The sequence below is a fragment of the Vreelandella sp. 21 genome (assembly GCF_050995515.1).
GTDB lineage: Bacteria > Pseudomonadota > Gammaproteobacteria > Pseudomonadales > Halomonadaceae > Vreelandella > Vreelandella alkaliphila.
Map to the genome: position 1 here is coordinate 3,976,727 of NZ_CP194673.1, position 22,471 is coordinate 3,999,197.

Sequence of the window (22,471 nt, forward strand, 5' to 3'; positions counted from 1 at the left end):
CTCTGATTAACGTTATGAGCGCAGGCCAGACAAGGCAAAAATCAACGAAAAAAGGACCGGGCTCGCGTTCGAGTTTACGGGTTGTAAATGAGCATTTTGATCGGACTCGCGCACGAGGTGATTTTTAACGCAGTATGGACAAGCGCAATAGTTAATCAGAGGTTTTCTAGTTTTGTTAGTGTGTTTTTAAACTTATAAGCAGGTGAAATGTTCATGACACTAGAGACTATCGAGTACGCCATGGAGGCACTGGCTAAAGCAGACCCCGATATTGCCCGTGCTTATCCACTCGTGGGAGCACCCGCACCGCGCCAACGCGACCAAGGCTTCGCAACGTTTTTTAGTACGATTGTTAGCCAGCAGATTTCGACGGAAGCGGCGCGCGCTATTATGGGCCGTGTCACTTCATTACTACCTGAATTGCACGCGCAAGCAGTTATCGATGTTGAAGACCAAGCGCTGCGTGATGCAGGGCTTTCCTGGCGCAAAGTAGCCTATGCCAAAGGGCTGGCGGAGGCAGAGCTTGCAGGCACATTCAGCGCCGATGGGTTGGCCACGCTGAGCGATGACGAGGCGATTGCCGCCATCACTCAACTACGTGGTTTTGGCCGCTGGAGCGCCGAAATTTACCTGATGTTTTCGCTCCAACGCGCGGATATATTTCCCGCCGACGACCTTGCCTTACGTGTAGCGCTTGGCCGTCTAAAAAAACTGGAAGACAAACCCACGCCTAAACAGGCTCGCCAGTTAGTTGAACACTGGGCCCCCTGGCGTAGCGTGGGTTCGCTATTTTTATGGCACTACTATCGTGGAGAGCCGCTTTAAGGGACGATCTTACCCGTTAGATCATCGTCGTGATCAGAAGGCGCTGGCGGCGCTATGAGTGCCTCAGGCTGAGCAATAAAGCGATACGCTAGTGCCCCTAACGCCGCGCCGATCATCGGTGCTATCCAAAACAGCCACAGCTGAGCCGTCGCCCAATCTCCTACATACAGAGCAACGCCCGTACTACGCGCTGGATTCACCGAGGTATTGGTCACCGGAATACTGATCAGGTGAATCAGCGTTAAGCCCAAGCCAATCGCCAACGGCGCAAACCCTGCCGGTGCGCGGCCATCGGTTGCCCCCATAATGATGAAGATAAACATCATGGTCATTACGACTTCCGTTAGTAACGCCGCCGTCATGCTATAACCGCCGGGTGAATGCTCTCCATAGCCATTCGATGCAAACCCAGCCGACACATCAAACCCTGCTTGGCCACTCGCAATCAGATACAGCACGCCACCGGCAACAACGGCACCCAGTACTTGCGCACCAATATAGTAAGGCAACTCTTTAGCTGGAAAGCGCCCTCCCACCCAAAGCCCTATCGATACCGCAGGATTTAAATGGCACCCCGAAATATGTCCAATCGCATACGCCATCGTAACAACCGTTAAACCAAAAGCCAGCGACACCCCTAATAGGCCAATGCCTACGTCTGGAAAAGCCGCCGCTAACACCGCGCTGCCACAACCGCCCAAGACTAACCAAAACGTACCGATTAACTCCGCTGCGTACTTTTTCATATCCCTACTCCTCTAATGACCAAGTATCATTGGGAATACCGCGCCAGCTAATTAAGCACCCATAAGGCCGCTCATTAATGTGTACGCAGTAATGCGCGCACTCAGTGCACGACACTTTTTTAATTAATTTAAAGCAAGAAACCAGTTCTTAAATACCAGGCGCATTGTTAATTTCTTTTACAACGAATTAGTGTAAAAAACCATTTAACTAAGCACCTGAAACAAAGACAAGCTTTTATATAACAGCCTTTAAAAATGGGCAAACAAATATCACCAGCGACATTAAAATAAACAATAAGAAACAATTAGCGCACTAGTCATTATGCGCTAAAAAATCATTAATCAATTAAATCGCTAAAAAGTGTTTCTTTAACAATTTATTTTTAATTGACTAATATTAACCATTCAGGGAACGCCACGTACAATGTGCGCTAGTGAGTTAGCGGAAGTAAACTTGGCAGCATTCACAGTGGCACTCAGGGCAAGTGCCGCACCCGCCAACGAAGGGAACCGTGACCCGGTCGCCAATGCGCCATGTGTTTACGTCTTTACCCACGGCCTCGACAACACCGTAAAGCTCATGCCCCGGCACATGAGGAAGTTGAATATCGGTGTCATGCCCTACCCAGCCATGCCAGTCACTGCGGTACACCCCATTCGCCATTAACTTCACAACCACGCCATGCGGCTCGGGGGTGGGATCAGGCAGTTGCTGGATCTGTGGTGGGGCGGAAAATTGCTCAAAAACCACGTCTCTCATGGGGGGATTCCTGAACGCGTTAGCGGCAAGTTGAATGCACCCACTATAACGGGCCCTGCCCGAAATTACGTTTCCTTCTGATGGACATTCTTCGTCATTTTGAAGCACTCTTTCTAATAGCAGCAGTAAATCGAAAGAAGAGTTCAGAATGAGCGCGCTGGATAAAAAGGATGCCCGGTTAGCCACGTTGCTCCAGGCGGACGGGCGTGTCTCCAACGCACGGCTGGCCGAGCAGTTGCACCCAGCACAGCGAAGCCACGACGGCAGAGTTCGAGCGCATTATCCAGGCCAGCTCTCAGGTACTGAGTTGCTAGGCCTGTAAACAAATTAGTCGGGTAGGTTGTAAAAATAGGAAATAGGCTGCCAGCAGGCTTTACGCACTTGAATAACTTCTGCAGCAGGCCGCGGTACGATAAGTACTAAACAGAAAAACAGATACAGTAGTATCCAAAATAGGTTTAAAAAAGCTAAAATGGATACAGTAATATCCTTTTTAGGAATGCATAGCTTATGCACCGTTTTCTGCTGTTAGACGATACCGATGTCCAGCAAGCCTTTGCGGCCCACCTGCGCCACTTACGCGAACAGGCCAAGCTATCCCGTGCGGCACTGGCACAGCGCAGCAGTGTGCCTGCCCCAACCATCAAAAAATTTGAGCTCACCGGGCAAATATCGTTTCGCCAACTGCTGTTGCTATGGCAAAGCCTAGACGACTTGGCACGGCTATATGCGCTGACCCAACAAGACGCATTCAACACAAAGACACCTTCCTCTATCGATGAGGTGCTCAAAGATGGCCTTTAAACCCACGCAACGGCTGAATGTGACCCGCACGCTATCAACCGGGGAACAGGTTGCTGCGGGCGTATTAGCGCAAAACCGCCAGGGGGTATTTTTTCAGTACGCGAAAGGCTATGAGGAACGACATGGCAACCTATCGCCTTTTACGTTACAGCAAGGCCTAGCGCTTCAGCCCGCCCCTAAAACACCGCATCAAGGGCTGCACGGCGTATTTGGCGACTGTTTACCCGATGGGTGGGGACTGCTGCTACAAGACCGGGTATTCCGTCAGCATGGTATAGCGCCTATGCAGCTTACGGCGATGGATCGACTGGCATTTGTTGGCCAGCGCGGCATGGGCGCACTGGCCTTTGAGCCAACATCAGATGCTGCGCCGACACAAAGCGATAATGAGCACCTAGCGACACTCGGACTCCAAGCACAAGCCGTTTTTGATGGGCAAACCGAAGACGTACTAAGTGCTCTAGTCGCAGCGGGTAGCTCCGGTGGGGCAAGGCCAAAAGCACAGCTTTTTATGGCTCCAGGCCAATTCAGCGAGTGCCGAACCAAGGCCCGGCCAGAGGATGACGCGTGGCTGGTCAAGTTTACCTCCCAACATTTGCCTTTGGGTCACGAAGAAGGCCTATGCGAAGAGGTATACCTGGAGTTGGCTAAAAAGGCAGGCCTTGAGCCGCCGGAATGGCAGTTGCTGCGCATACCGACGCCTCAGGGGGAACGCGCTTGGCTTGCCATCAAACGGTTCGATTGGATTAATCAAAGCCCTGCGGGGCGTCTGCATATGCATAGCGCCTGTGGTCTGCTGGACGCCGACTTTCGAACTCCTAGTCTTGATTACGCCGACCTTATCAAAGCCAGCCGCCAGCTGTGTAAATCCCCCGCCGTCGGCCAACTCCAATTCCGACGCGCCCTGTTTAACCTGTTTGCCTGCAATCAGGATGATCACAGTAAAAACTGGGCGTTTTTGCAGGACGACCGAGGCGAATGGAAACCAGCGCCTTTCTATGACGTAACGTTTAGCCCTCACCCTTATGCAGAACACGCGACTGCTTACATAGGCTACGGTAAACATCACTGGTAGAAGCTGAAGCTCAACAAAACACCCAGCCATTGGCGGAAACCGCCAAAGATTACCTGCGTGATCCCTACATTCTTGATTTCCTTAACCTACAGGATAAAACCTATCAGGAAAGCCAGTTAGAACAGGCCATTATCAGCAACCTGCAGCAGTTTTTACTGGAACTGGGTAAAGGTTTTGCCTTTGTGGAGCGCCAGCAGCGCATTCGCTTTGACGACGAAGATTTCTATATCGATTTGGTGTTTTACAACTTCAAACTGAAGTGCTTTTGCTGGTGGATCTAAAACTCGGCAAACTCAGGCATCAGGATATTGGCCAGATGGATACCTACGTGCGCTTATACGATGAGCAACGCAAAGGCAGCGACGATAACCCCACCATCGGCCTGGTGCTGTGCAGCGAAAAAAGCGAGGCGGTCGTGAAGTACTCAGTGCTGGCCGAGCAAAAACAGCTGTTTGCGGCGAAGTACCTGCCGTATCTGCCCTCTGAAGATGAACTCAAGCGCGAGTTAGAGCGCGAACGGGCAAAGGCGGTTGAACAGCTTCAGCAGTCGGAATTGAGCAAGGAGTGAACGTTAGCATTCGAAAACGTAAACCGAACACCACTGTCGCCATCCCCAAAAGTAGACTTAGCTAAGCACACTCTATTTTATTAGTATGGGCTGTAATAAAGCATTCGCGACAAAGCCAAACTGCCAAGACGTGGAGAGTAAATGTAATGACAACACCCTATCCTCCCAGCAACTTTGGCTTTTTAGCAGAGCATGATGCGCTATTTGTCGAACTAACGGCCTCTGCCGAACGCGCCTTTGCCAGCGACCCTAACACCACATTAATTAAGTTGCGCCAGTTGGGGGAAGCGCTCGCCCAGCATATGGCGGCGATGTCCGGGGTAGCGTTTGACAACCAAACCAGCCAAGCCGACTTACTCTACCGTTTAAATCGCGAGCTGCGCCTTGAGCCCCAGGTCAAAGAACTGTTTCACACCCTGCGCATCGAGGGTAACAAAGCCACTCATCAGTTTCGCACCCGCCACAAAGAAGCCATGGATGGCCTGAAGCTTGCCCGTGAACTGGCCATCTGGTTCCACCGCTCCTTTAGCAAGGCAGGCACCACCTTCAAGCCTGGTCCCTTTGTGCCACCCACGGACCCCAGCGCACAGTCGCGCCAGCTTCAGGCCGATATTGAAAAACTCCGCCACGAGCTTCAACACGCCAATAAAGCGTTGGATAGTAGCCAGCAGCTCAGCCAACTGGTCGAGCAAGAAAAGCAGGAATACGAGGCGCTGGCCTTAGCCATGGATGAAGAATCCCGCGCCCTAGCAAAACAGGCGCACAGCCACGAACAGGCACTAGCCCAGCAACAACAGGCTTACGAAGCCAAAATTCGCGCCTTACAAAGGCAACTCACCGCACAGGGCGAAAGCAGCGTTAATCAGCAGCGCCAGCAGGTAGCCAGTAAAACCAAAGCCGCCAGCGACACATTAGTGCTGAGTGAAGAGTTAACGCGAATACTGATTGATCAGCAGCTCAATGAAGCGGGCTGGGAAGCCGACAGCCAAGAGATTACCTATCAAAAAGGCGCTCGCCCCGAGAAAGGTATCTACCGCGCTATTGCTGAATGGCCTACTCAGCCAGTGCATCAAACCAATGGCCCAAAGGAACGAGCCGACTACGTGCTTTTTTGTGGCTTAACGCCAATTGCCGTGGTCGAAGCTAAAAAAGAGAACATCAATGTAGCGGGCAAGATTGATCAATCCGAGCGCTACAGCAAAGGCCTAAGCGTTGAGCCACCGATGGTCGGTGCCTGGGAGCTTGCCGGGCGAACCATTGCATGGCCCGCGGATGATGAAGGGCACTTTAAAGTACCTTTCGTGTACTCCTGCAACGGACGCCCTTACCTGCCACAGCTGGCAGAACAGTCGGGCACCTGGTTTCGAGATACACGAGAACCCAGCAACACCCGCCGCGCCTTACCCCGCTTTCATACTCCCGGCGGCCTATTAAATCTACTGGAACGCGATCGAGAAAACGCCGACAAGCTGCTCAAACAAGAGCCTTTCGGTTACCTCCGGCTCAGGGAGTACCAGCAAAAGGCGATTCTGGCGACTGAACATGCATTGGCTCGCGGCACCCGCTCTGCCCTGCTAGCCATGGCCACCGGCACCGGCAAAACCCGCACCATTATTGGCCTGATGTACCGGTTTCTTAAAACCGAGCGTTTTCACCGCATTCTGTTTCTGGTCGACCGCACCGCCCTTGGCGACCAAGCGATTGATGCCTTCAACGAAGCGCCACTGGAGCAGAACCAAACCCTGAGCAAAATCTACAACGTGGCAGAACTGGGCGATATGGCAGCAGAAGCCGAAACTCGCGTACAGGTCGCCACCGTGCAGGCCATGGTGAAGCGCATTTTCATGAGCGACCAGCCACCGCCGATTGATCAATTCGACTGCATCATTATCGACGAAGCCCACCGCGGCTACACGCTAGATCAGGAAATGACCGAAGGCGAGCTGGCCACCCGTGACGCCAGCCAGTACCTCTCCAGCTATCGCCGGGTGCTTGATTACTTCGATGCAATCAAAATCGCGCTTACCGCCACCCCAGCCAAGCACACCAGCGAGATTTTCGGCAAACCAGTGTACACCTACTCTTACCGAGAAGCGGTGGCAGACGACTGGCTGATCGACCATGAGCCGCCCATCCGATATGAAACCCTGTTGACCCAAGAAGGCATCCTGTTTGAGAAAGGTAAGCCCATCGAGGTCATCAACACCCAAACCGGCGAAGTCGATACCACTGAGCTTGAAGACGAGCTGCGCTTTGACGTCGACGCCTTCAATCGCCAGGTCATCAACGAAAACTTCAACCGCGTGATCTGCGAGCAGCTGGCCGAAGAGCTAGATCCGTTTGGCGATGAAAAAACGCTGATTTTCTGCGCCACCGACCTTCACGCTGACATGGTCAAACGGCTATTGGATGATGCCTTTAAAGCAAAATATAACGGCAACTATCACCAGGCAGCGGTGGCTAAAATCACCGGCAAAAGCGATAAGGTCGACCAACTGATCCGTCGCTATAAAAACGAACGCTACCCCAATATTGCGATTACCGTGGATCTACTCACCACCGGTATCGACGTGCCAAAAATCTGCCACTTGGTATTTATGCGTCAGGTGCGCTCGCGGATTCTTTTTGAACAGATGATTGGCCGCGCCACCCGCCGCTGTGACGAGATTGGCAAAACGGTGTTCACCATCTACGACCCGGTGGATATCTACGCCGCCCTGGCGGAGGTCAACACCATGAAGCCGCTGGTGCGAGACCCTAATATCAGCCTTGAGCAGTTGGTAGATGAGCTGACCGATGAGCACCAGTTGGAAAATGCGCTAAATAGCCCCGGCGAACAGCAGGGCGAAAGCCAGGCTGATGTCGTGCTCAGCCAGCTCAGCCAAAAAGTAATGCGTGTACTACGCAAAGCCGAGACCAAAGCAGAAAACAAACCCGCGCTAAAGCAAAAGCTTGATGACCTACATAGCCTATGGGGCGTGGAGCCAAATAAGCTCCACGAGCATTTACATAAGCTGGGCCCAAGGCAGGCATCCGCGTTTCTTCGCCAGCATAGCGGCTTGATACACCAGCTAGCCGAGGTAAAACAGCTGGTGGGCAGCGAACGTATGCCAGTGATTTCCGACCACGACGATGAGATTCGCGAGCGTAGCCAGAGCTACGGCGTTCATAAACGCCCGGAAGATTACCTGGATAGCTTCAATGCGTTTATCAAAGAGCAGATCAACCAATCCGCCGCCCTGGCCGTGGTGGTTAACCAGCCTCGCGACCTTACTCGCCAGCAGTTAAAAGACGTTAAAGTGCTGCTGGATAACCACGGCTACTCGGAAGCCAATCTGCAAAGCGCCGTGCGCAACCACACCAACCAGGATATTGCCGCCAGCATCATCGGCCATATCCGCCGCGCCGCCCTAGGTGAGCCATTAAAGCCGTTTGAACAGCGCGTGGCTGACGCCATGGATCGCCTCTACACCCAGCACGACTGGACACCCAACCAGCGCAAGTGGCTGGGTAAGCTGGCCAAACAGCTTACCAAGGAAGTGATTCTCGACCGGGACACCGTTAACCAGCTCCCCGCCTTCCATGGCGGCGCGAAGCAACTGGATAAGGTGCTCGGGGAGCAGTTGGACAGTGTGCTGGAAGAACTCAATGAGGCAATATGGCCGCCCAAAAGGGCATAGTTTTCGCATTTTTCTAGACAAGTAATACCTCTCATATATAGAAAAACGCTATTTTCTTTGCATATGACGTTCGATATGTATAGATTTTCCTTTTTTCTATACATTAAAAGGATCAACCGTGCTGCCAACCCTTCCTCTTGATGCCATAGAGCAGTGGGAAACCCGAGCCGTATTAAAACAAGCGGCTCAGGCGCACCGTTACTTGGCCGAGCTTAAAGGCGTTGCCGCGACTATTCCCAATGAAGAAATTCTGATCAACACGCTCACGCTGCAGGAAGCACGGCATAGTTCTGAAATTGAAAATATCATTACCACTCAGGATGACCTTTATCGGGCAGTGGTAGCCGATGAAGCCAGCATAGCTCCCGAAACCAAAGAAGTTCAGGATTACGCTACTGCCCTACGCGCCGGGTTCAACAGCGTTCGGCAAAGCCATTTACTTCGCCTCAATGACATTCTCGTTATCCAGGAAACACTTGAGAAAAATCGCGCAGGCTTACGCAAACTACCGGGTACGGCACTAAAAAACCAAGCGACTGGCGAAGTAGTTTACGAACCACCCCAGTCCGCACGGGAAATCGTCGATTTAATCGAGAACCTAGTGGCTTACATCAATGATGACACTCTTTGCGATGCCGACCCACTGGTTAAAATGGCGATCATTCACCATCAGTTTGAAAGCATTCACCCGTTCTATGACGGTAATGGTAGAACAGGACGAATCATCAATATGCTGTACCTGGTTGCCAAAGACTTACTGGATCTACCCGTGCTTTACCTCAGCCGATATCTAATCCAGACCAAGGCACGCTACTACGAAGAGTTGCAAGCAGTCAGAGACACCGGCAACTGGGAGCCCTGGTTGCTTTACATGCTGGAGGGGGTAAGCCAAACGGCTCAGCAAACCATCGACTTAATCGGCCACATTCGCGAGCTAATACAACACACCAAGCACAGAATGCGCGAGGAGTGCCCCAAGATTTATCGACAGGAGCTGCTTAACAACCTGTTCAATCACCCCTATACCAAAATTGAATTTGTGATGGATGATTTAGGCGTTAGCCGCATCACCGCTACTAAGTACCTAGAAGAATTGGTAAGCACTGGCCTACTGGATAAAACCAAAGTAGGTCGCAGCAACTTTTATATCAATACGCCGCTGATGACCCTTTTTCTTGAGCGCGGTTAAATCAACTTGGAAACAAACGTGACCCACAACGACATCGTTCAAAAACTCTGGAATCTGTGTGACGTATTGCGCGATGACGGCATCAACTACTCCGACTACGTCACCGAACTGGTGCTGCTGCTGTTTATCAAGATGGTGCATGAGAATACCGAAGCGGGCACCCTGAAAAAGCACCCGCTGCCAGAAGGCTGCCGCTGGACTGACTTGAACAATAAATCCGGCATTAATCTGCTGGACGACTACAAGCGTATTCTGCTCAGCCTCTCCAGCGGCCGCGATGGCACCGGCCGATTGATTCATACCGACCCGCTGATCAGCGCCGTTTACGCCGATGCGCAAACCCGCCTGCGGGAGCCGCGTCATTTAGAGCAGATGATCAAAGCCCTGGATCAGATCGACTGGTTCAGCGCACAACAAGACGGCCTGGGCGATTTATACGAAGGCCTGCTGGAGAAGAACGCCAGCGAAACCAAATCCGGCGCGGGCCAGTACTTTACGCCCCGCGCGCTGATAAACAGCATGGTGCGTTGCCTAAAGCCCCAGCCCGGCGAGCTTATTCAAGACCCCGCAGCGGGCACCGCGGGCTTTTTAACCGCTGCCGACCAATACATTAAAGAACACACCGACGACCTCGCTGACCTAGACGCTCAACAGCAGCTATTCCAGCAAAACAGAGCCTTTGTCGGTATTGAGCTGGTGCCCGGCACACGCCGCTTGGCGCTGATGAACTGCCTGCTACACGGCATGGAAGGCGATGACGAAGGCGTGGTGCATCTAGGCAACGCCCTAGGCCAAGCAGGCACAAGCCTCGCCAAAGCCGATGTAATACTGGCCAACCCGCCCTTCGGCACCAGCAAAGGCGGTGACGCCAGCATTACCCGCGACGACCTGACGTATAAAACCAACAACAAGCAACTGGCGTTTCTGCAGCATATCTACCGCAACCTAAAACCCGGTGGCCGCGCCGCCGTGGTACTGCCGGATAACGTGCTGTTTGAAGCCGGTGTGGGCACCGACGTGCGCCGCGACTTGATGGACAAGTGCAATCTACACACCATTTTGCGCCTGCCCACCGGCATTTTTTACGCCCAGGGCGTGAAAACCAATGTGCTCTTCTTCACCAAGAGCAGCACGGCAGACAAGTATCAGGAAGAGCGCTGCACGGAAAACGTCTGGGTGTATGACCTGCGCACCAATATGCCCAGCTTTGGCAAACGCACGCCCTTCGGTGAAACGCACCTGAAGCCGTTTGAAGCGGTGTACGGCGAAAGCCCCAATGGCGACAGCCAGCGCCAGGAAGGCGAATACAGCTTTCATTCAGACAAGATCGAACTGCCGGAAGCCACCAAGGCCACGGATGAAAACCAGGGCGTGGACGAGCGCATGCTTCACAGCCGCTGGCGCTGCTTCAGCCGCACGTGGATTGCCGAGCATAAAGGCGATTCACTGGATATCAGTTGGCTCAAGGACAAGGACAGCATCGACGCGGCTGATTTGCCTGCGCCCGAGGTGCTGGCCGGTGAAGCGATGAGCGAGCTGGTGCAGGCGATAGGTGAGTTGGATAGCTTGATGCGTGAATTGGGGGCTGAGGAAGAGGCGGATGGGCAGCGGGTGTTGTTGAAAGAAATGATGGGTGAGGTCAATTGATGTGTTCTAAACCGGGCTCAATGGGTTGGGTTGAAACTAATCTTGGTTCAATAATAGAGCTTAATTACGGAAAATCACTCCCTGCAAAAACGCGAGATGGTGGTGAATTTCCGGTTTATGGCTCAAATGGGGTTGTAGGCAGTCATAGTGAAGCTCTCGTTACAGAGCCAGGTATCATTGTCGGCAGAAAAGGGTCTTATGGAGAAGTTCAGTTTTCTGACAAACCCTTCTATCCAATTGACACTACCTACTTTGTAAATCAGCTTTACGAGCAACCAGTTCGATATTGGTTTTATCAGCTAGCCTTTCTTCCTTTAAACCAATTGAACAGATCAACTGCAATCCCTGGTTTAAACAGGGATGACGCATATGCGCAAGAAATAGCACTTCCTCCCCTCGCCGAACAAAAAGTCATCGCCGACAAACTCGACACCCTGCTGGCCCAGGTAGAAAACACCAAAGCCCGCCTTGAGCGCATCCCGCAAATCCTCAAACGCTTTCGTCAAACCGTGCTCGCGGCGGCGGTGAGTGGACAATTGACGGAGGAGTGGCGGAAACAGCATGGGGTTGAGCACGGCTCTTGGGGTGTTCAGGCGGCACTCGATCTATGCAAAAAAATACAGAGCGGCTCAACCCCGAAAAACAACCCGTTCGATCAAAACGGTACAATCCCTTTCCTGAAGGTTTATAACATCGTTAACCAGGAAATCGACTTTGAATACCGACCGCAATTCATCACCGAAGAAGTTCATAACACGAAGCTGAAAAGATCAATTGGCTATCCGGGGGATGTTTTGATGAACATCGTAGGGCCACCTCTCGGCAAAGTTGCCATTCTTCCTGACAGCTATACAGAATGGAATCTCAATCAGGCAATAACTTTATTCCGGCCTGATCCGAAGGAACTACTACCAAATTTTTTGTACTACGTCTTATGCGAAGGCTCTATGGTGCGGGATGTGACCCATGATTTGAAAGGTATCGTTGGGCAAGTGAATATTTCTCTAACTCAATGCAGAGAAGCAAAGATCCCCCGTCCATCTCTACCAGAACAAACCGAAATCGTCCGCCGAGTCGAACAACTCTTCGCCTACGCCGACCGTATTGAGCAGCAGGTCAATCAAGCGCTAGTACGCGTAAAAAACCTCACCCAATCCATCCTCGCTAAAGCGTTTCGTGGCGAGCTGACCGAGCAGTGGCGCAAGGATAACCCTGAACTGATCAGCGGCGAGAACAGCGCCGAGGCACTACTGGAACGTATTAAGGCAGAACGGGCAGCGAAAGCGCCTGCCAAACGGACAAGGAAGAAGGCAACGGCATGACGCAGGCAGAGACCATCACTCCCTCGGCCCAGCAGTGGCTTCGCTACTGGCGCAACTCGCTAGCAGATGCCGAGAGCGGTCGCGGTGCTTTGACTAAAAAAGAGCTGGGAAAAACAGAGCCGCTCGCGAGTACGGTCTATCGCGAAGGGCGACTGCCGAAGAACCACCCGGCACTCGCGCGCCTTTTCGAAGGAGAGGAGGACGCCACCCAACTGGTACGCGTCGTGCTGCGCCCGGCTGTGTACAAGGTGCTGCTGGAACATGGGGCTAAAAAGCAGGCGCTTTTCCCCGATGTCATAACCCCTTTAATCTGTGGTTTGTGGGTGTCCCGCGACGGTCATTTGATTCCCGCCGAACCGCCTGTCATCCCCCGTGATCTTCTTCGCCCCCAGGCCGATGACCGCTTTACGTTAGCTGATGTTGCGGATCAGGACCGCTTCTTGAGCAAGGCTGAACCTAAGGTCTGGTCAGAGAGCGAAGCGCAAACGCTGCTTGAGAAAAGTGAGCAAGACGAACACCAGACACGATGGAAAACGTATTACAACATCTCGCGTCAATTGTTCGACGAGCTGTGCCCGAAAGAGTTGCTTAAAACGGCATTCGTGAGCGCGGATGAAGCACGAATCGTCAAGGTTGATGAACAGCAGGGCGCTGCGCACCATATCATTAAGCTCTACGACTGGCTTTCCACCACAGATAAACCATTGCCACTGCTAGACACCTATGCCCTGGCGAAGGTCGAACAGTACCAATCTTGCGTAGAGCCATTATCGGGTATGTCGAACCGTCTTGGTCACGCCAATACGCTATACCCCCTGGCAGTCGCCCAACGCGATGCGTTGGCCCAGGTCATGGCGATGGAAGAAGGTGAAGTGCTGGCGGTCAACGGCCCACCGGGCACAGGGAAAACCACGTTCGTTCTGTCGGCCGTCGCTTCGCTATGGGTAAAAGCCGCGCTTGATCAGATAGAACCACCGTTGATTGTGGCAGCTTCAACCAATAACCAGGCTGTCACCAATGTGCTTGAAGCCTTCGCCAAGGAGTTTGAAGAAACGGATGACGCCTTCGGTGGGCGCTGGCTGCCTGAGATCACCAGTTACGGCGGCTACTATCCGGCCCGTAGCAAGGAGAACGAGGCGGCAAAACACTATCAGACGCCATCGTTCTATCGCCGAATCGAATCGCCGGAGTATCTTGATAGCGCCGAGTCGCTGTTTATGCAACGTGCCCGCCAGGCCCTTGGTGATGAGACACTTGATCGTATAGATAGCGTCCGAGAGCAGCTCCATCAACGGCTGGAAAGTAAGCAGGCACAACTGTCTACCTTGCAACAGCACTGGACGGTAAGAGAGGCGCTTCAAACACAGCTGATTAAAACGCTGGGAGATACGCCCGAGGAAACGCTAGCGCGCGAGCAGAAGGTACTCTCCGCTCTTCAAACGGATCACGATGTCATTCAGGCAGACCTCAAGCAGTGGCAACGCTTCTGTGCCGAAGAGCCAATATGGCTGTCACTGCTCGCAGTGCTACCACCGGTGGCCAAAAAGCGCAGTTTGAGGCGAGAACTGTTTATCGATGAGCACCTTAGCGCTGATACGCAGCGGTTGATCGAGCAAGCGTCAGCGGCGAGCGCTCCAGAGTCCGTGTTGAAACCATGGCTAGCTAAGCAGCGCGAGGCCATTGAGCAGAAAGCAGCCTTCCTAACAGAGTGCCAGCAATGGCAACAAGAGGTAGAACTGGCGACGGCAAAGCTCGAATCCGCTTATCGAGAGCTGAGCCTCGATGAATTACCGGCGTCTTTTGACGCCTTTGATCAGAGGCTGGATACATCGCTGCGTTTTCACCTCTTCCAGCTGTCCGTGCATTACTGGGAGGCGCGTTGGCTCGAAGAGTGCGCGGAGCGTTCAGAGGAGCTGGCTGAACAAACGGCCAAAGGGCGTGAAAAGCCGGGCCTTAGTAAAGTGCGCCCCCGCTGGCGTCGACGCATGATGTTGACTCCCTGCATCGTTTCGACGTTGCACTCGTTACCTTCACACATGACCCACAGCATATTTGAAGGCGAAGGCCAGTATCGGAACGAGTACCTCATCAATGAAATTGACCTTCTGATTATCGATGAAGCGGGGCAGGTGGCCCCTGATGTGGCGGGAGCGTCCATAGCACTGGCCAAGCGGATACTAGCCATTGGCGATGTGCATCAGATTAAACCGGTTGCCACGCAGTCACAGGCAGTCGATGTTGGCAACCTTTCTCATCAAGGTATCATGACAACTCTGGATGAGTATGAAGGGCTGCGTGAGGGTGGGCGCTCCGTGGTCGATGGCAGCGTGATGCGGATCGCTCAGCAGGCCAGCCGTTACCATTATCTCGAACAGGCCGAACCGGGTATGTTCCTGCGCGAGCATCGCCGCTGCCTAAACGACATCATCGCCTACTGCAATGACCTCTGCTATCGAGGATTGCTGCAACCACTGCGCACCACATTGGCTACTGATCACGAACTGCCGCCCTTTGGCTACGTGCATGTTGATGGCCGGGCTGAGACACCACCTTCAGGCAGCCGTATTAACCGGCTTGAAGCGATCACGATAGCCGAATGGCTGACAGACCAGCGTGATCGGCTGGAAGCAGTGCATGGCAAGCCACTGGAAAAGATTGTAGGCATCGTGACCCCTTTCAAGGCACAGGCCACATTGATCGAGATCGAGTGCCGAGCACGGGATATAAAGGTAGGCCGCGGCGACTGCGAGATGACAGTCGGTACCGTGCATGCCCTGCAAGGAGCCGAGCGCCCTATCGTCATTTTTTCAGCCGTATACTCGCGGCACGACGATGGCAACTTTATCGACCAAGACCCTTCGCTACTTAATGTAGCAGTATCACGAGCCAAGGATAGCTTCCTTGTGTTTGGCGATATGGATGTGATTGGTAGAGGTGCACGAGGAACGCCGCGCCACTTGCTTGCCCGATATCTGTTTAACAACGAGCAAAACGAACTAGCGTTTACCCCCAGCGTTGCTCGTCCTGATCTGCTCGCGCTTTGCCAGACGCCTCAGATCATCAATGATTCTGAAGCGCATGATCAGTGCATTCGAGAGTTGCTTGAAACCGCTCGTCAATGGGTCGCCATGGTGTCTCCTTGGATCTCTTTAAGGCGTCTTAACGAAACGGGCCTACTGGAGGCGTTGCGCCAAGCTTCTCATCGAAATATCGCGATTACGATTTATACCGATCACCATTTCAATACCACCAGCAATAACGTGCCAGATGAAGGTAAAAAGCAGCGCTTTGAACAGTGCTGCAAAGCGTTATCAGAAATGGGACTGACCATTAACGTGGTTCATCAGGTACACAGCAAGCTGATCATGGCCGACGATAGGTTCTTTTGTGTGGGATCTTATAACTGGGCCAGCGCAGCGCGAGAAGGCCTATATAAAAATATGGAAACTTCTATGCTCTATAGTGGAGATTTAAGTGAGGAAATACAGGTTCAGTTGGCAGCGTTGGATGGACGTATTCTTTTAAACAAATAATCAGGTAAAGCTCGGCTGAGGCCGAGCTTTGATCAATCACTCAATATTCTGAATCTGCTCCCGCATCTGCTCAATCAGCACCTTTAGCTCTACCGCGCAGCGGGTTGTCTCAGCCACCACCGATTTTGACGACAGCGTGTTAGCTTCGCGGTTGAGTTCCTGCATTAGAAAGTCCAAACGGCGGCCTTTAGGGCCTTTTTGAGCCAGCTGGTGGCTCACTTCTTCTATATGTGCGGTGAGGCGATCCAGTTCTTCATCTACGTCGGCTTTTTGTGCCACCAGTACCAGTTCGGCTTCCAGACGTTGGGGGTCGAGTTCGGTTTTGGCGACTTCTAAGCGTTCCAATAGTTGGGCGCGCTGGCGCTCTAAAATTTGCGGCAACAGGCTGCGCACAGTGGCGACTTGTTCACTGACAGCCGTTAGGCGAGTGGTGATCATCTCAGCGAGTTTTTCGCCTTCCCGGACGCGGGCGTCGATCAACTCGTTCAGTGCTTGATCAAATAGCGTTTTGGCGGCGGCTTTAATGGCGTCTTGATCTAGATGCTGGGTTTCCATAACGCCGGGTTGGTTAAGCAACGCCAGCGTGGTGGGCGGCACGGCACTGGGCACCTGTTGCTGAATAGCGGCCAGGGCATCGGCTATTTCTTTTAAGCGTTGGGCGTTAACCGCAGGGGCTTGGTTGGCTTCAGCGGCTTCAAAACGCAGGCTGCACTCTACTTTGCCCCGTGCTAGGCGCGTGCGTAAGGCGTCGCGCAGCACTGGCTCCAGCTCGCGTAGAGCGTCGGGCAGCCGAAAGTGCGGTTCCAGGTAGCGCTGATTCACCGAGCGGATTTCTACCTGCAGGGTGCCAAATGGGGCGGCCTGCTCGGTGCGGGCAAAGGCGGTCATGCTGTGTACGTGGCGTGGGTTGGCCATTAAAGTTTCCTGTTCATCGCGCATTTAGGTCAGTCTAACCGATCTTGTGCTGGTAGATGCGTCTGCCTTGAATAGGCCCATCAGTGGCGGCGTTGACGTGTACAATAGAGCGCTTTCCCACTGTTAAATTGATGTGAGGTGCTATGCGTCCTGATGTTGTTCGCCCTAGTGGTCGTGAAGCCGACCAGCTTCGTGAAATTCGCATAACCCGCGATTACACCCGCCATGCAGAAGGTTCGGTACTGGTGGAGTTTGGCGATACCAAGGTGCTGTGTAATGCGAGCGTAGAAGCGGGCGTACCACGCTGGCTGCGTGGCAAAAATCAGGGTTGGATTACCGCTGAGTATGGCATGTTGCCCCGTGCCACTCACACCCGCAGTGGCCGTGAAGCGACGCGTGGTAAACAGGGTGGCCGGACGCTGGAAATTCAGCGCTTGATCGGCCGTAGCCTGCGCGCGTCAGTGAACTTGAAGAAGTTGGGCGAATTCACCATTACCGTGGATTGCGATGTGATCCAGGCCGACGGTGGCACTCGTACCGCGTCGATTACTGGCGGCTGCGTGGCACTGGTGGATGCCATTCGCTACCTACAGCGCGAGAAGAAAATTAAAGGTGACCCCTTTAAACAGCTGGTTAGCGCGATTTCGGTGGGTATTTATAAAGGCGTGCCGGTACTAGATCTGGACTACCCGGAAGATAGCAAAGCCGACACCGATCTGAACGTGGTGATGACTGAAAGCGGCGAGCTGATCGAGGTGCAGGGTACTGCAGAATCGGGCGCGTTCAACCGTACTGAACTGAATGCGATGCTTGATCTCGCTGAGAAAGCGGGCTCTGAGCTACGCGAAAAACAGCGCGAAGCACTGGGTATTCGCGGCTAAGGCGTTACTTGGCAAATAACTTACGCGCTTACGCAAACAGGCCAGCTTTTAAGCTGGCCTGTTGCTGAGACGGGTAACGCGACGCGGGAAAGTGAGCGCTTACAGCGCTAAGTCATACTCAACGATCAGCGGTGCGAACTCGGAGAAGGTCGCATCGTAATCAATCCACGCGTCAACCACATGGCGACGGAAGTTGGGGCCGACCAGCTGGTAGTCGATTCGCCAGCCTTCTTGGCGCTCACGGGGCACGTCTTGGTCGAGCTTTGGCCACCAGGTATATTCACCCGCGTCGCGATTAATTTCGCGGAAGGTGTCGATAAAGCCGGTTGGGCCAAGTACCTGATCCATCCAGGCACGCTCTTCAGGGCGGAAACCAGAGGTAAGCTGATTGTCCGACCAGTTGGCCAAATCAATGGTTTTATGGGCAACGTGCCAGGTACCGCAGATGATGTATTCGCGGCGTTTGCGCGACATCTTCGTCAGGTACTCTTGATACTGCTCCATAAACGCCTGTTTGGCTTTTTGATCACTTCCATCAGGCATCAAGAAGGTGGCGATGCTGAAGCGGTCATAATCCGCCTGCAGAAAGCGCCCTTCGTGATCACACTGAGGGAACCCAAGACCGTACATAATCGCCTTGGGAATTTTGCGGCAATAAAGTGCCACACCGGAGAAACCATCTTCTTCTGCATCCAGAAAGTAGCCTTCGTAGCCTTCCGGATAGAGAATATGGTCGTCCAGTTCAAAGCTTTTTGCCTTGATGTTCTGCACGCAGATCACGTCGGCATCCTGCTGAGCCAGCCAGTCCAGGAAGCCACGGTCGACGGCATCACGTATACCATTGACATTGATGCTGGCAATTTTCATAAATCGTCCCTTTTGCGTCGCTGCTGTATGATACCCGACGTTTAGACGTTTGGGTAAATAGACAAACCAAATCTTGCTATTTAACCCCGTTTTATTGTTGCGTTTACTTAGATTCCTATTACTTACATTCCTATCGACAAGAGAAGACCACCGTGGCCACCACTCTACAACCCTACCAACGCGATTTCATTGCCTTCGCTATTGAGCAGGGCGTGCTCAAGTTTGGCGAGTTCACGCTTAAGTCGGGGCGAGTAAGCCCTTACTTTTTCAATGCAGGCCTGTTTCAAACCGGCCGTGCCTTGGCCAAGTTAGGCCGATTTTACGCCCAGGCGATTGTCGATAGCGGCCTGCAGGCGGATGTGCTGTTCGGCCCAGCCTATAAAGGCATTCCGCTGGCAGCGGTCACCGCCGCGGCCTTAGCCGACCATCACGACCGCGATATGCCCTACGCGTTTAATCGTAAAGAAGCCAAAACCCACGGCGAAGGCGGCAATATTGTCGGCGCGCCACTGGCCGGCGATATTTTGATCATTGATGACGTGATTACGGCCGGTACGGCTATCCGTGAAGTGATGAGCCTGATTGAGGAATGCGGTGCCCGCGCAGGCGGCGTGATTATTGCACTTGACCGTCAAGAGCGCGGCCAGGGCGAGCAAAGCGCTATCCAGGAAGTGCAGGCTCAGTACGGCATGCCGGTTGTCAGTATTGTCACCTTAGAGCAAGTGCTTACTTACCTTGAAGAGCATGCTGGAGGCGAAATGCTGGCTTACGCCGAGGCCGTGCGCGCTTATCGCGACCGCTACGGCATCACGGGCTAATCGCTGAATCTATTGCTCACTGCCTAATGCGCCAGCATAGCCTTGCTGGCGCCACGCCTCATAGCTAACGATGGCCACCGCGTTGGAAAGGTTCAAGCTACGGTTATTGGGCTGCATGGGGATGCGCAGCTTCTGTTCTTCAGGCAGCGCAGCGTGCACTTGGGGTGAAAGCCCTGCGGTTTCTGAACCGAACAGCAATACGTCGCCCGGGGCGAAGGTCGCGTCACTGTGAGCACGGGTGCCTTTGGTAGTAATCGCCCATAGTGTGCGCCCCTGCATCGCCGCTTGAAACGCCGTAAAATCGGCATGGCGGGTAACATTGTTTAGATCGCGGTAATCTAGCCCAGCGCGCCGCAGCTTTTTCTCTTCGAGATCAAAGCCCAGCGGTTCAATTAAATGTAATCGGCAGCCATTGTTAGCCACCAGGCGCATAATGTTACCCGTGTTGGGTGCCATACGCGGTTCAAATAGCGCTACTTCAAACATTACCACCTGCCTATTATTAACTCATTGTGCGTTCGCCCAGCGCCGCTGATTGTAATGGAATTTGCCTAGGAAGCCTTTGATTAATGTGATGAGCGCAGGCCAGACAAGGCAAAAATCAACGAAAAAGCGGAGTTTACGGGTTGTAAATGAGCATTTTGAGGCGATTTTTAACGCAGTATGGCAAAGCGTAATAGTTAATCAGAGGTTTTCCAGAAACACTTGTAGAGGTCACCTTTAACCATGACGCCCCAACCGCCAAAGAGCATTCTTAGCCGCATCAAAGGGCTAAACCCGAGCCAGCAGGAAGCGGTGCGCTATATCGATGGCCCCTGTTTGGTCTTGGCGGGCGCCGGGTCTGGTAAAACCAGCGTTATTACCACCAAAATTGCCTATCTGGTGCAAGAGTGCGGCATGAGCGCGCGCAAAATAGCGGCGGTTACCTTTACCAATAAAGCCGCCAGGGAGATGAAAGAGCGCGTTGGGCAAATGCTGAAGGGTAAAGAGGGCCACGGGCTAACGGTGTCGACATTTCACAATCTGGGACTGAATATTATTCGTGGCGAGCTGAAAACCCTGGGCTACAAGCCGGGCTTTTCGTTGTTCGACCCGGAAGATGCCAAAGCACTGCTGCGCGATTTGATGAACAAAGACGCTCAGGTAGACGCTGAGCAGATCAACGCTGTGCAAGCCAAAATATCCACGTGGAAGAACGATTTAGTGCTGCCCAGTGATGCGCTTTCGTTTGCCGCGGATGATGACGAGCACTTTGCCGCACGGGTTTATGAAGCTTACGTACGCCACTTGAAAGCCTATAACGCGGTGGATTTCGACGACCTGATTCTGCTGCCGGTGGTGCTCCTGCAACGCGACCCAGAGGCACTGGCCCGCTGGCGGAACAAAATCCACTACATGCTAGTGGATGAGTACCAGGACACTAACGTTTCCCAGTACCTGTTGGTGAAACTGCTGATGGCCGAGCGGGCGACCTTTACCGTGGTCGGCGACGACGACCAGTCAATCTACGCGTGGCGCGGCGCACGGCCTGAAAACCTGGTGACCCTTGGCGAAGACTTCCCACGCCTGAAAGTGGTTAAGCTGGAGCAGAACTACCGCTCGACCGGCACTATCTTGCGCGCGGCCAACACGTTAATTGCCAATAACCCGCACGTTTACGATAAAACTCTGTGGTCGGATATGGGCGATGGCGCGCCTATCCGGGTTATCGTCAACCGCCATGAAGAGGCGGAGTCCGAGCGGGTAGCCAGCGAAATGCTGACTCGGCGCATCAAAGAGAAGGCAGAATGGCGAGATTTTGCGGTGCTCTATCGGGGTAATTTTCAGGCACGTTTATTAGAGCTCAAGCTGCAGCATTACCAAATTCCCTACAAGCTTTCCGGTGGTACGTCGTTTTTCTCTCGCAATGAGATCAAGGACACCATGGCCTATCTGCGGCTGTTAATTAATCCCGCTGATGACAATGCCTTTTTACGCATTGTGAATGTGCCCCGCCGTGAAATCGGCCCCGGCACGCTGGAAAAGCTGGCCAACTATGCAACAGAACGCTCTATCTCGCTGTTTGCTGCCTGCCACGAGCTGGGGTTAGAGCAAACGCTGCCGACTCGGGCCGTGGAGCGCCTGTCACGCTTTACGCACTTTATTGATGGCGTGCGCAAACGCATGGATCAAGACGATGCCATCGCGGCCATTCGCGACATGCTGCGCGATATGGATTACGAGGCCTGGCTGTACCAAAACGCCAGTGCCCCGACCGTCGCCGAACGACGCATGGCCAACGTATGGATTTTGATTGATCAGCTAGAAAAGTCGCTAAACCGCGACCCCGAAGATGCAGATGATTCCACTGCGACGGAAACCGATGGCGTCGAAGCTGCTATTTCGCGTTTAGTGCTTCGGGATATTCTTGAGCAACAGGCCGAAGAAGACGACTCCGACCGTGTGCAACTACTCACTATGCATGCCTCGAAAGGGCTGGAGTTTCCCCATGTCTATTTGATGGGCTTAGAGGAAGACTTGCTGCCCCACCGTAACGCTATTGAAATGGAGACAGTAGAAGAAGAGCGCCGCTTGGCTTATGTCGGCATCACTCGGGCAAGACGCACGCTAACACTCACGCTAGCCCGCCAGCGTAAAGCGTATGGTGAGCTGATGGACTGCCAGCCCAGCCGCTTTTTAGACGAACTGCCCGCTGATGATTTGGAGTGGGAGGGACGCGCCGATAAAGAAGATCCCGAGAAAAAGCAGGCGCGTGGCAAAGATGCCTTGGCAGGCATTCGCTCACTGTTAGGCTGAAGAAACAAATCATAAGCAAAAAAATATCCACAGGGGGTTTTAGCA

The 22,471-nt window shown here is 53.2% G+C and carries 16 protein-coding genes and 2 pseudogenes; 13 read left to right on the forward strand and 5 right to left on the reverse strand.

All coding sequences use genetic code 11. The features are described from left to right. The first annotated feature begins 213 nt into the window (after positions 1-213). Positions 214-825, forward strand: a complete 612-nt coding sequence (locus ACN06F_RS18015; RefSeq protein ID WP_120386021.1) for a DNA-3-methyladenine glycosylase family protein — start codon at positions 214-216, stop codon at positions 823-825. On the opposite strand, the gene aqpZ is transcribed toward ACN06F_RS18015, so the two are convergent. Both aqpZ and ACN06F_RS18025 read right to left on the reverse strand, forming a co-directional pair. Beyond that, a complete protein-coding gene (gene aqpZ, locus ACN06F_RS18020; protein ID WP_433924451.1) occupies positions 822-1,571 on the reverse strand; it encodes an aquaporin Z in 750 nt (249 codons plus the stop codon). The two genes, ACN06F_RS18015 and aqpZ, sit on opposite strands and share 4 nt — an antisense overlap. A gap of 469 nt (positions 1,572-2,040) precedes the next feature. Next, a pseudogene (locus tag ACN06F_RS18025) lies at positions 2,041-2,331 on the reverse strand (alcohol dehydrogenase catalytic domain-containing protein); the annotation flags it as partial. A 148-nt stretch (positions 2,332-2,479) separates the two neighbouring features. Between ACN06F_RS18025 and ACN06F_RS18030 the strand changes: the two are divergent. The 9 genes and pseudogenes from ACN06F_RS18030 (at position 2,480) to ACN06F_RS18070 (ending at position 16,149) form a co-directional block, all read left to right on the forward strand. Beyond that, a complete protein-coding gene (locus ACN06F_RS18030) occupies positions 2,480-2,653 on the forward strand; it encodes an AsnC family transcriptional regulator (RefSeq protein WP_217181843.1) in 174 nt (57 codons plus the stop codon). Positions 2,654-2,841: 188 nt separating this feature from the next. Then, positions 2,842-3,135, forward strand: coding sequence for a helix-turn-helix domain-containing protein (locus tag ACN06F_RS18035; RefSeq protein WP_433924452.1), 294 nt, complete (start codon positions 2,842-2,844; stop codon positions 3,133-3,135). After that, complete coding sequence (locus ACN06F_RS18040) at positions 3,125-4,210, forward strand: type II toxin-antitoxin system HipA family toxin (RefSeq protein WP_433924453.1); 1,086 nt, start codon at positions 3,125-3,127, stop codon at positions 4,208-4,210. Before ACN06F_RS18035 ends, ACN06F_RS18040 begins: the two co-directional genes overlap by 11 nt. A gap of 29 nt (positions 4,211-4,239) precedes the next feature. After that, positions 4,240-4,778: pseudogene (locus tag ACN06F_RS18045) on the forward strand (PDDEXK nuclease domain-containing protein). Positions 4,779-4,924: 146 nt separating this feature from the next. Then, positions 4,925-8,458: a type I restriction-modification system endonuclease gene (gene hsdR, locus ACN06F_RS18050; RefSeq protein ID WP_433924454.1), complete on the forward strand. Its 3,534-nt coding sequence runs from the start codon at positions 4,925-4,927 to the stop codon at positions 8,456-8,458. A gap of 118 nt (positions 8,459-8,576) precedes the next feature. After that, positions 8,577-9,647: a Fic family protein gene (locus ACN06F_RS18055; RefSeq protein ID WP_433924455.1), complete on the forward strand. Its 1,071-nt coding sequence runs from the start codon at positions 8,577-8,579 to the stop codon at positions 9,645-9,647. Positions 9,648-9,665: 18 nt separating this feature from the next. Continuing rightward, complete coding sequence (locus ACN06F_RS18060; protein WP_433924456.1) at positions 9,666-11,294, forward strand: N-6 DNA methylase; 1,629 nt, start codon at positions 9,666-9,668, stop codon at positions 11,292-11,294. After that, positions 11,294-12,616 carry a restriction endonuclease subunit S gene (locus ACN06F_RS18065; protein ID WP_433924457.1) on the forward strand — a complete coding sequence of 441 codons (1,323 nt, stop codon included), beginning with the start codon at positions 11,294-11,296 and terminating at the stop codon, positions 12,614-12,616. Before ACN06F_RS18060 ends, ACN06F_RS18065 begins: the two co-directional genes overlap by 1 nt. Further along, positions 12,613-16,149 (forward strand): AAA domain-containing protein, encoded by a 3,537-nt coding sequence (locus ACN06F_RS18070; RefSeq protein WP_433924458.1) that lies wholly within the window; start codon positions 12,613-12,615, stop codon positions 16,147-16,149. Before ACN06F_RS18065 ends, ACN06F_RS18070 begins: the two co-directional genes overlap by 4 nt. 36 nt (positions 16,150-16,185) lie before the next feature. Here ACN06F_RS18070 and ACN06F_RS18075 read toward each other — a convergent pair whose 3' ends face one another. Further along, the gene (locus tag ACN06F_RS18075) at positions 16,186-17,064 is read right to left on the reverse strand and encodes a YicC/YloC family endoribonuclease (protein ID WP_433924459.1); all 879 of its coding nucleotides are present in this window, start codon (positions 17,062-17,064) and stop codon (positions 16,186-16,188) included. 143 nt (positions 17,065-17,207) lie between these two features. On the opposite strand from ACN06F_RS18075, the gene rph reads away from it, so the two are divergent. Beyond that, the gene (gene rph, locus ACN06F_RS18080) at positions 17,208-17,945 is read left to right on the forward strand and encodes a ribonuclease PH (protein ID WP_038479800.1); all 738 of its coding nucleotides are present in this window, start codon (positions 17,208-17,210) and stop codon (positions 17,943-17,945) included. Between the two features lie 99 nt (positions 17,946-18,044). On the opposite strand, the gene ACN06F_RS18085 is transcribed toward rph, so the two are convergent. Next, on the reverse strand, positions 18,045-18,812 hold the full coding sequence (locus ACN06F_RS18085) for an exodeoxyribonuclease III (RefSeq protein WP_009723298.1): 768 nt from the start codon (positions 18,810-18,812) through the stop codon (positions 18,045-18,047). Positions 18,813-18,964: 152 nt separating this feature from the next. Between ACN06F_RS18085 and pyrE the strand changes: the two genes are divergently transcribed. After that, positions 18,965-19,630: an orotate phosphoribosyltransferase gene (gene pyrE / locus ACN06F_RS18090; protein WP_095603374.1), complete on the forward strand. Its 666-nt coding sequence runs from the start codon at positions 18,965-18,967 to the stop codon at positions 19,628-19,630. A 9-nt stretch (positions 19,631-19,639) separates the two neighbouring features. Here pyrE and ACN06F_RS18095 read toward each other — a convergent pair whose 3' ends face one another. Then, entirely contained in the window at positions 19,640-20,116 is a 477-nt protein-coding gene (locus ACN06F_RS18095; RefSeq protein ID WP_433924460.1) for a tRNA (cytidine(34)-2'-O)-methyltransferase, read from the reverse strand. 240 nt (positions 20,117-20,356) lie between these two features. Between ACN06F_RS18095 and rep the strand changes: the two genes are divergently transcribed. Continuing rightward, on the forward strand, positions 20,357-22,426 hold the full coding sequence (gene rep, locus ACN06F_RS18100; protein ID WP_433924461.1) for a DNA helicase Rep: 2,070 nt from the start codon (positions 20,357-20,359) through the stop codon (positions 22,424-22,426). The last annotated feature ends 45 nt before the right edge of the window (positions 22,427-22,471 follow it).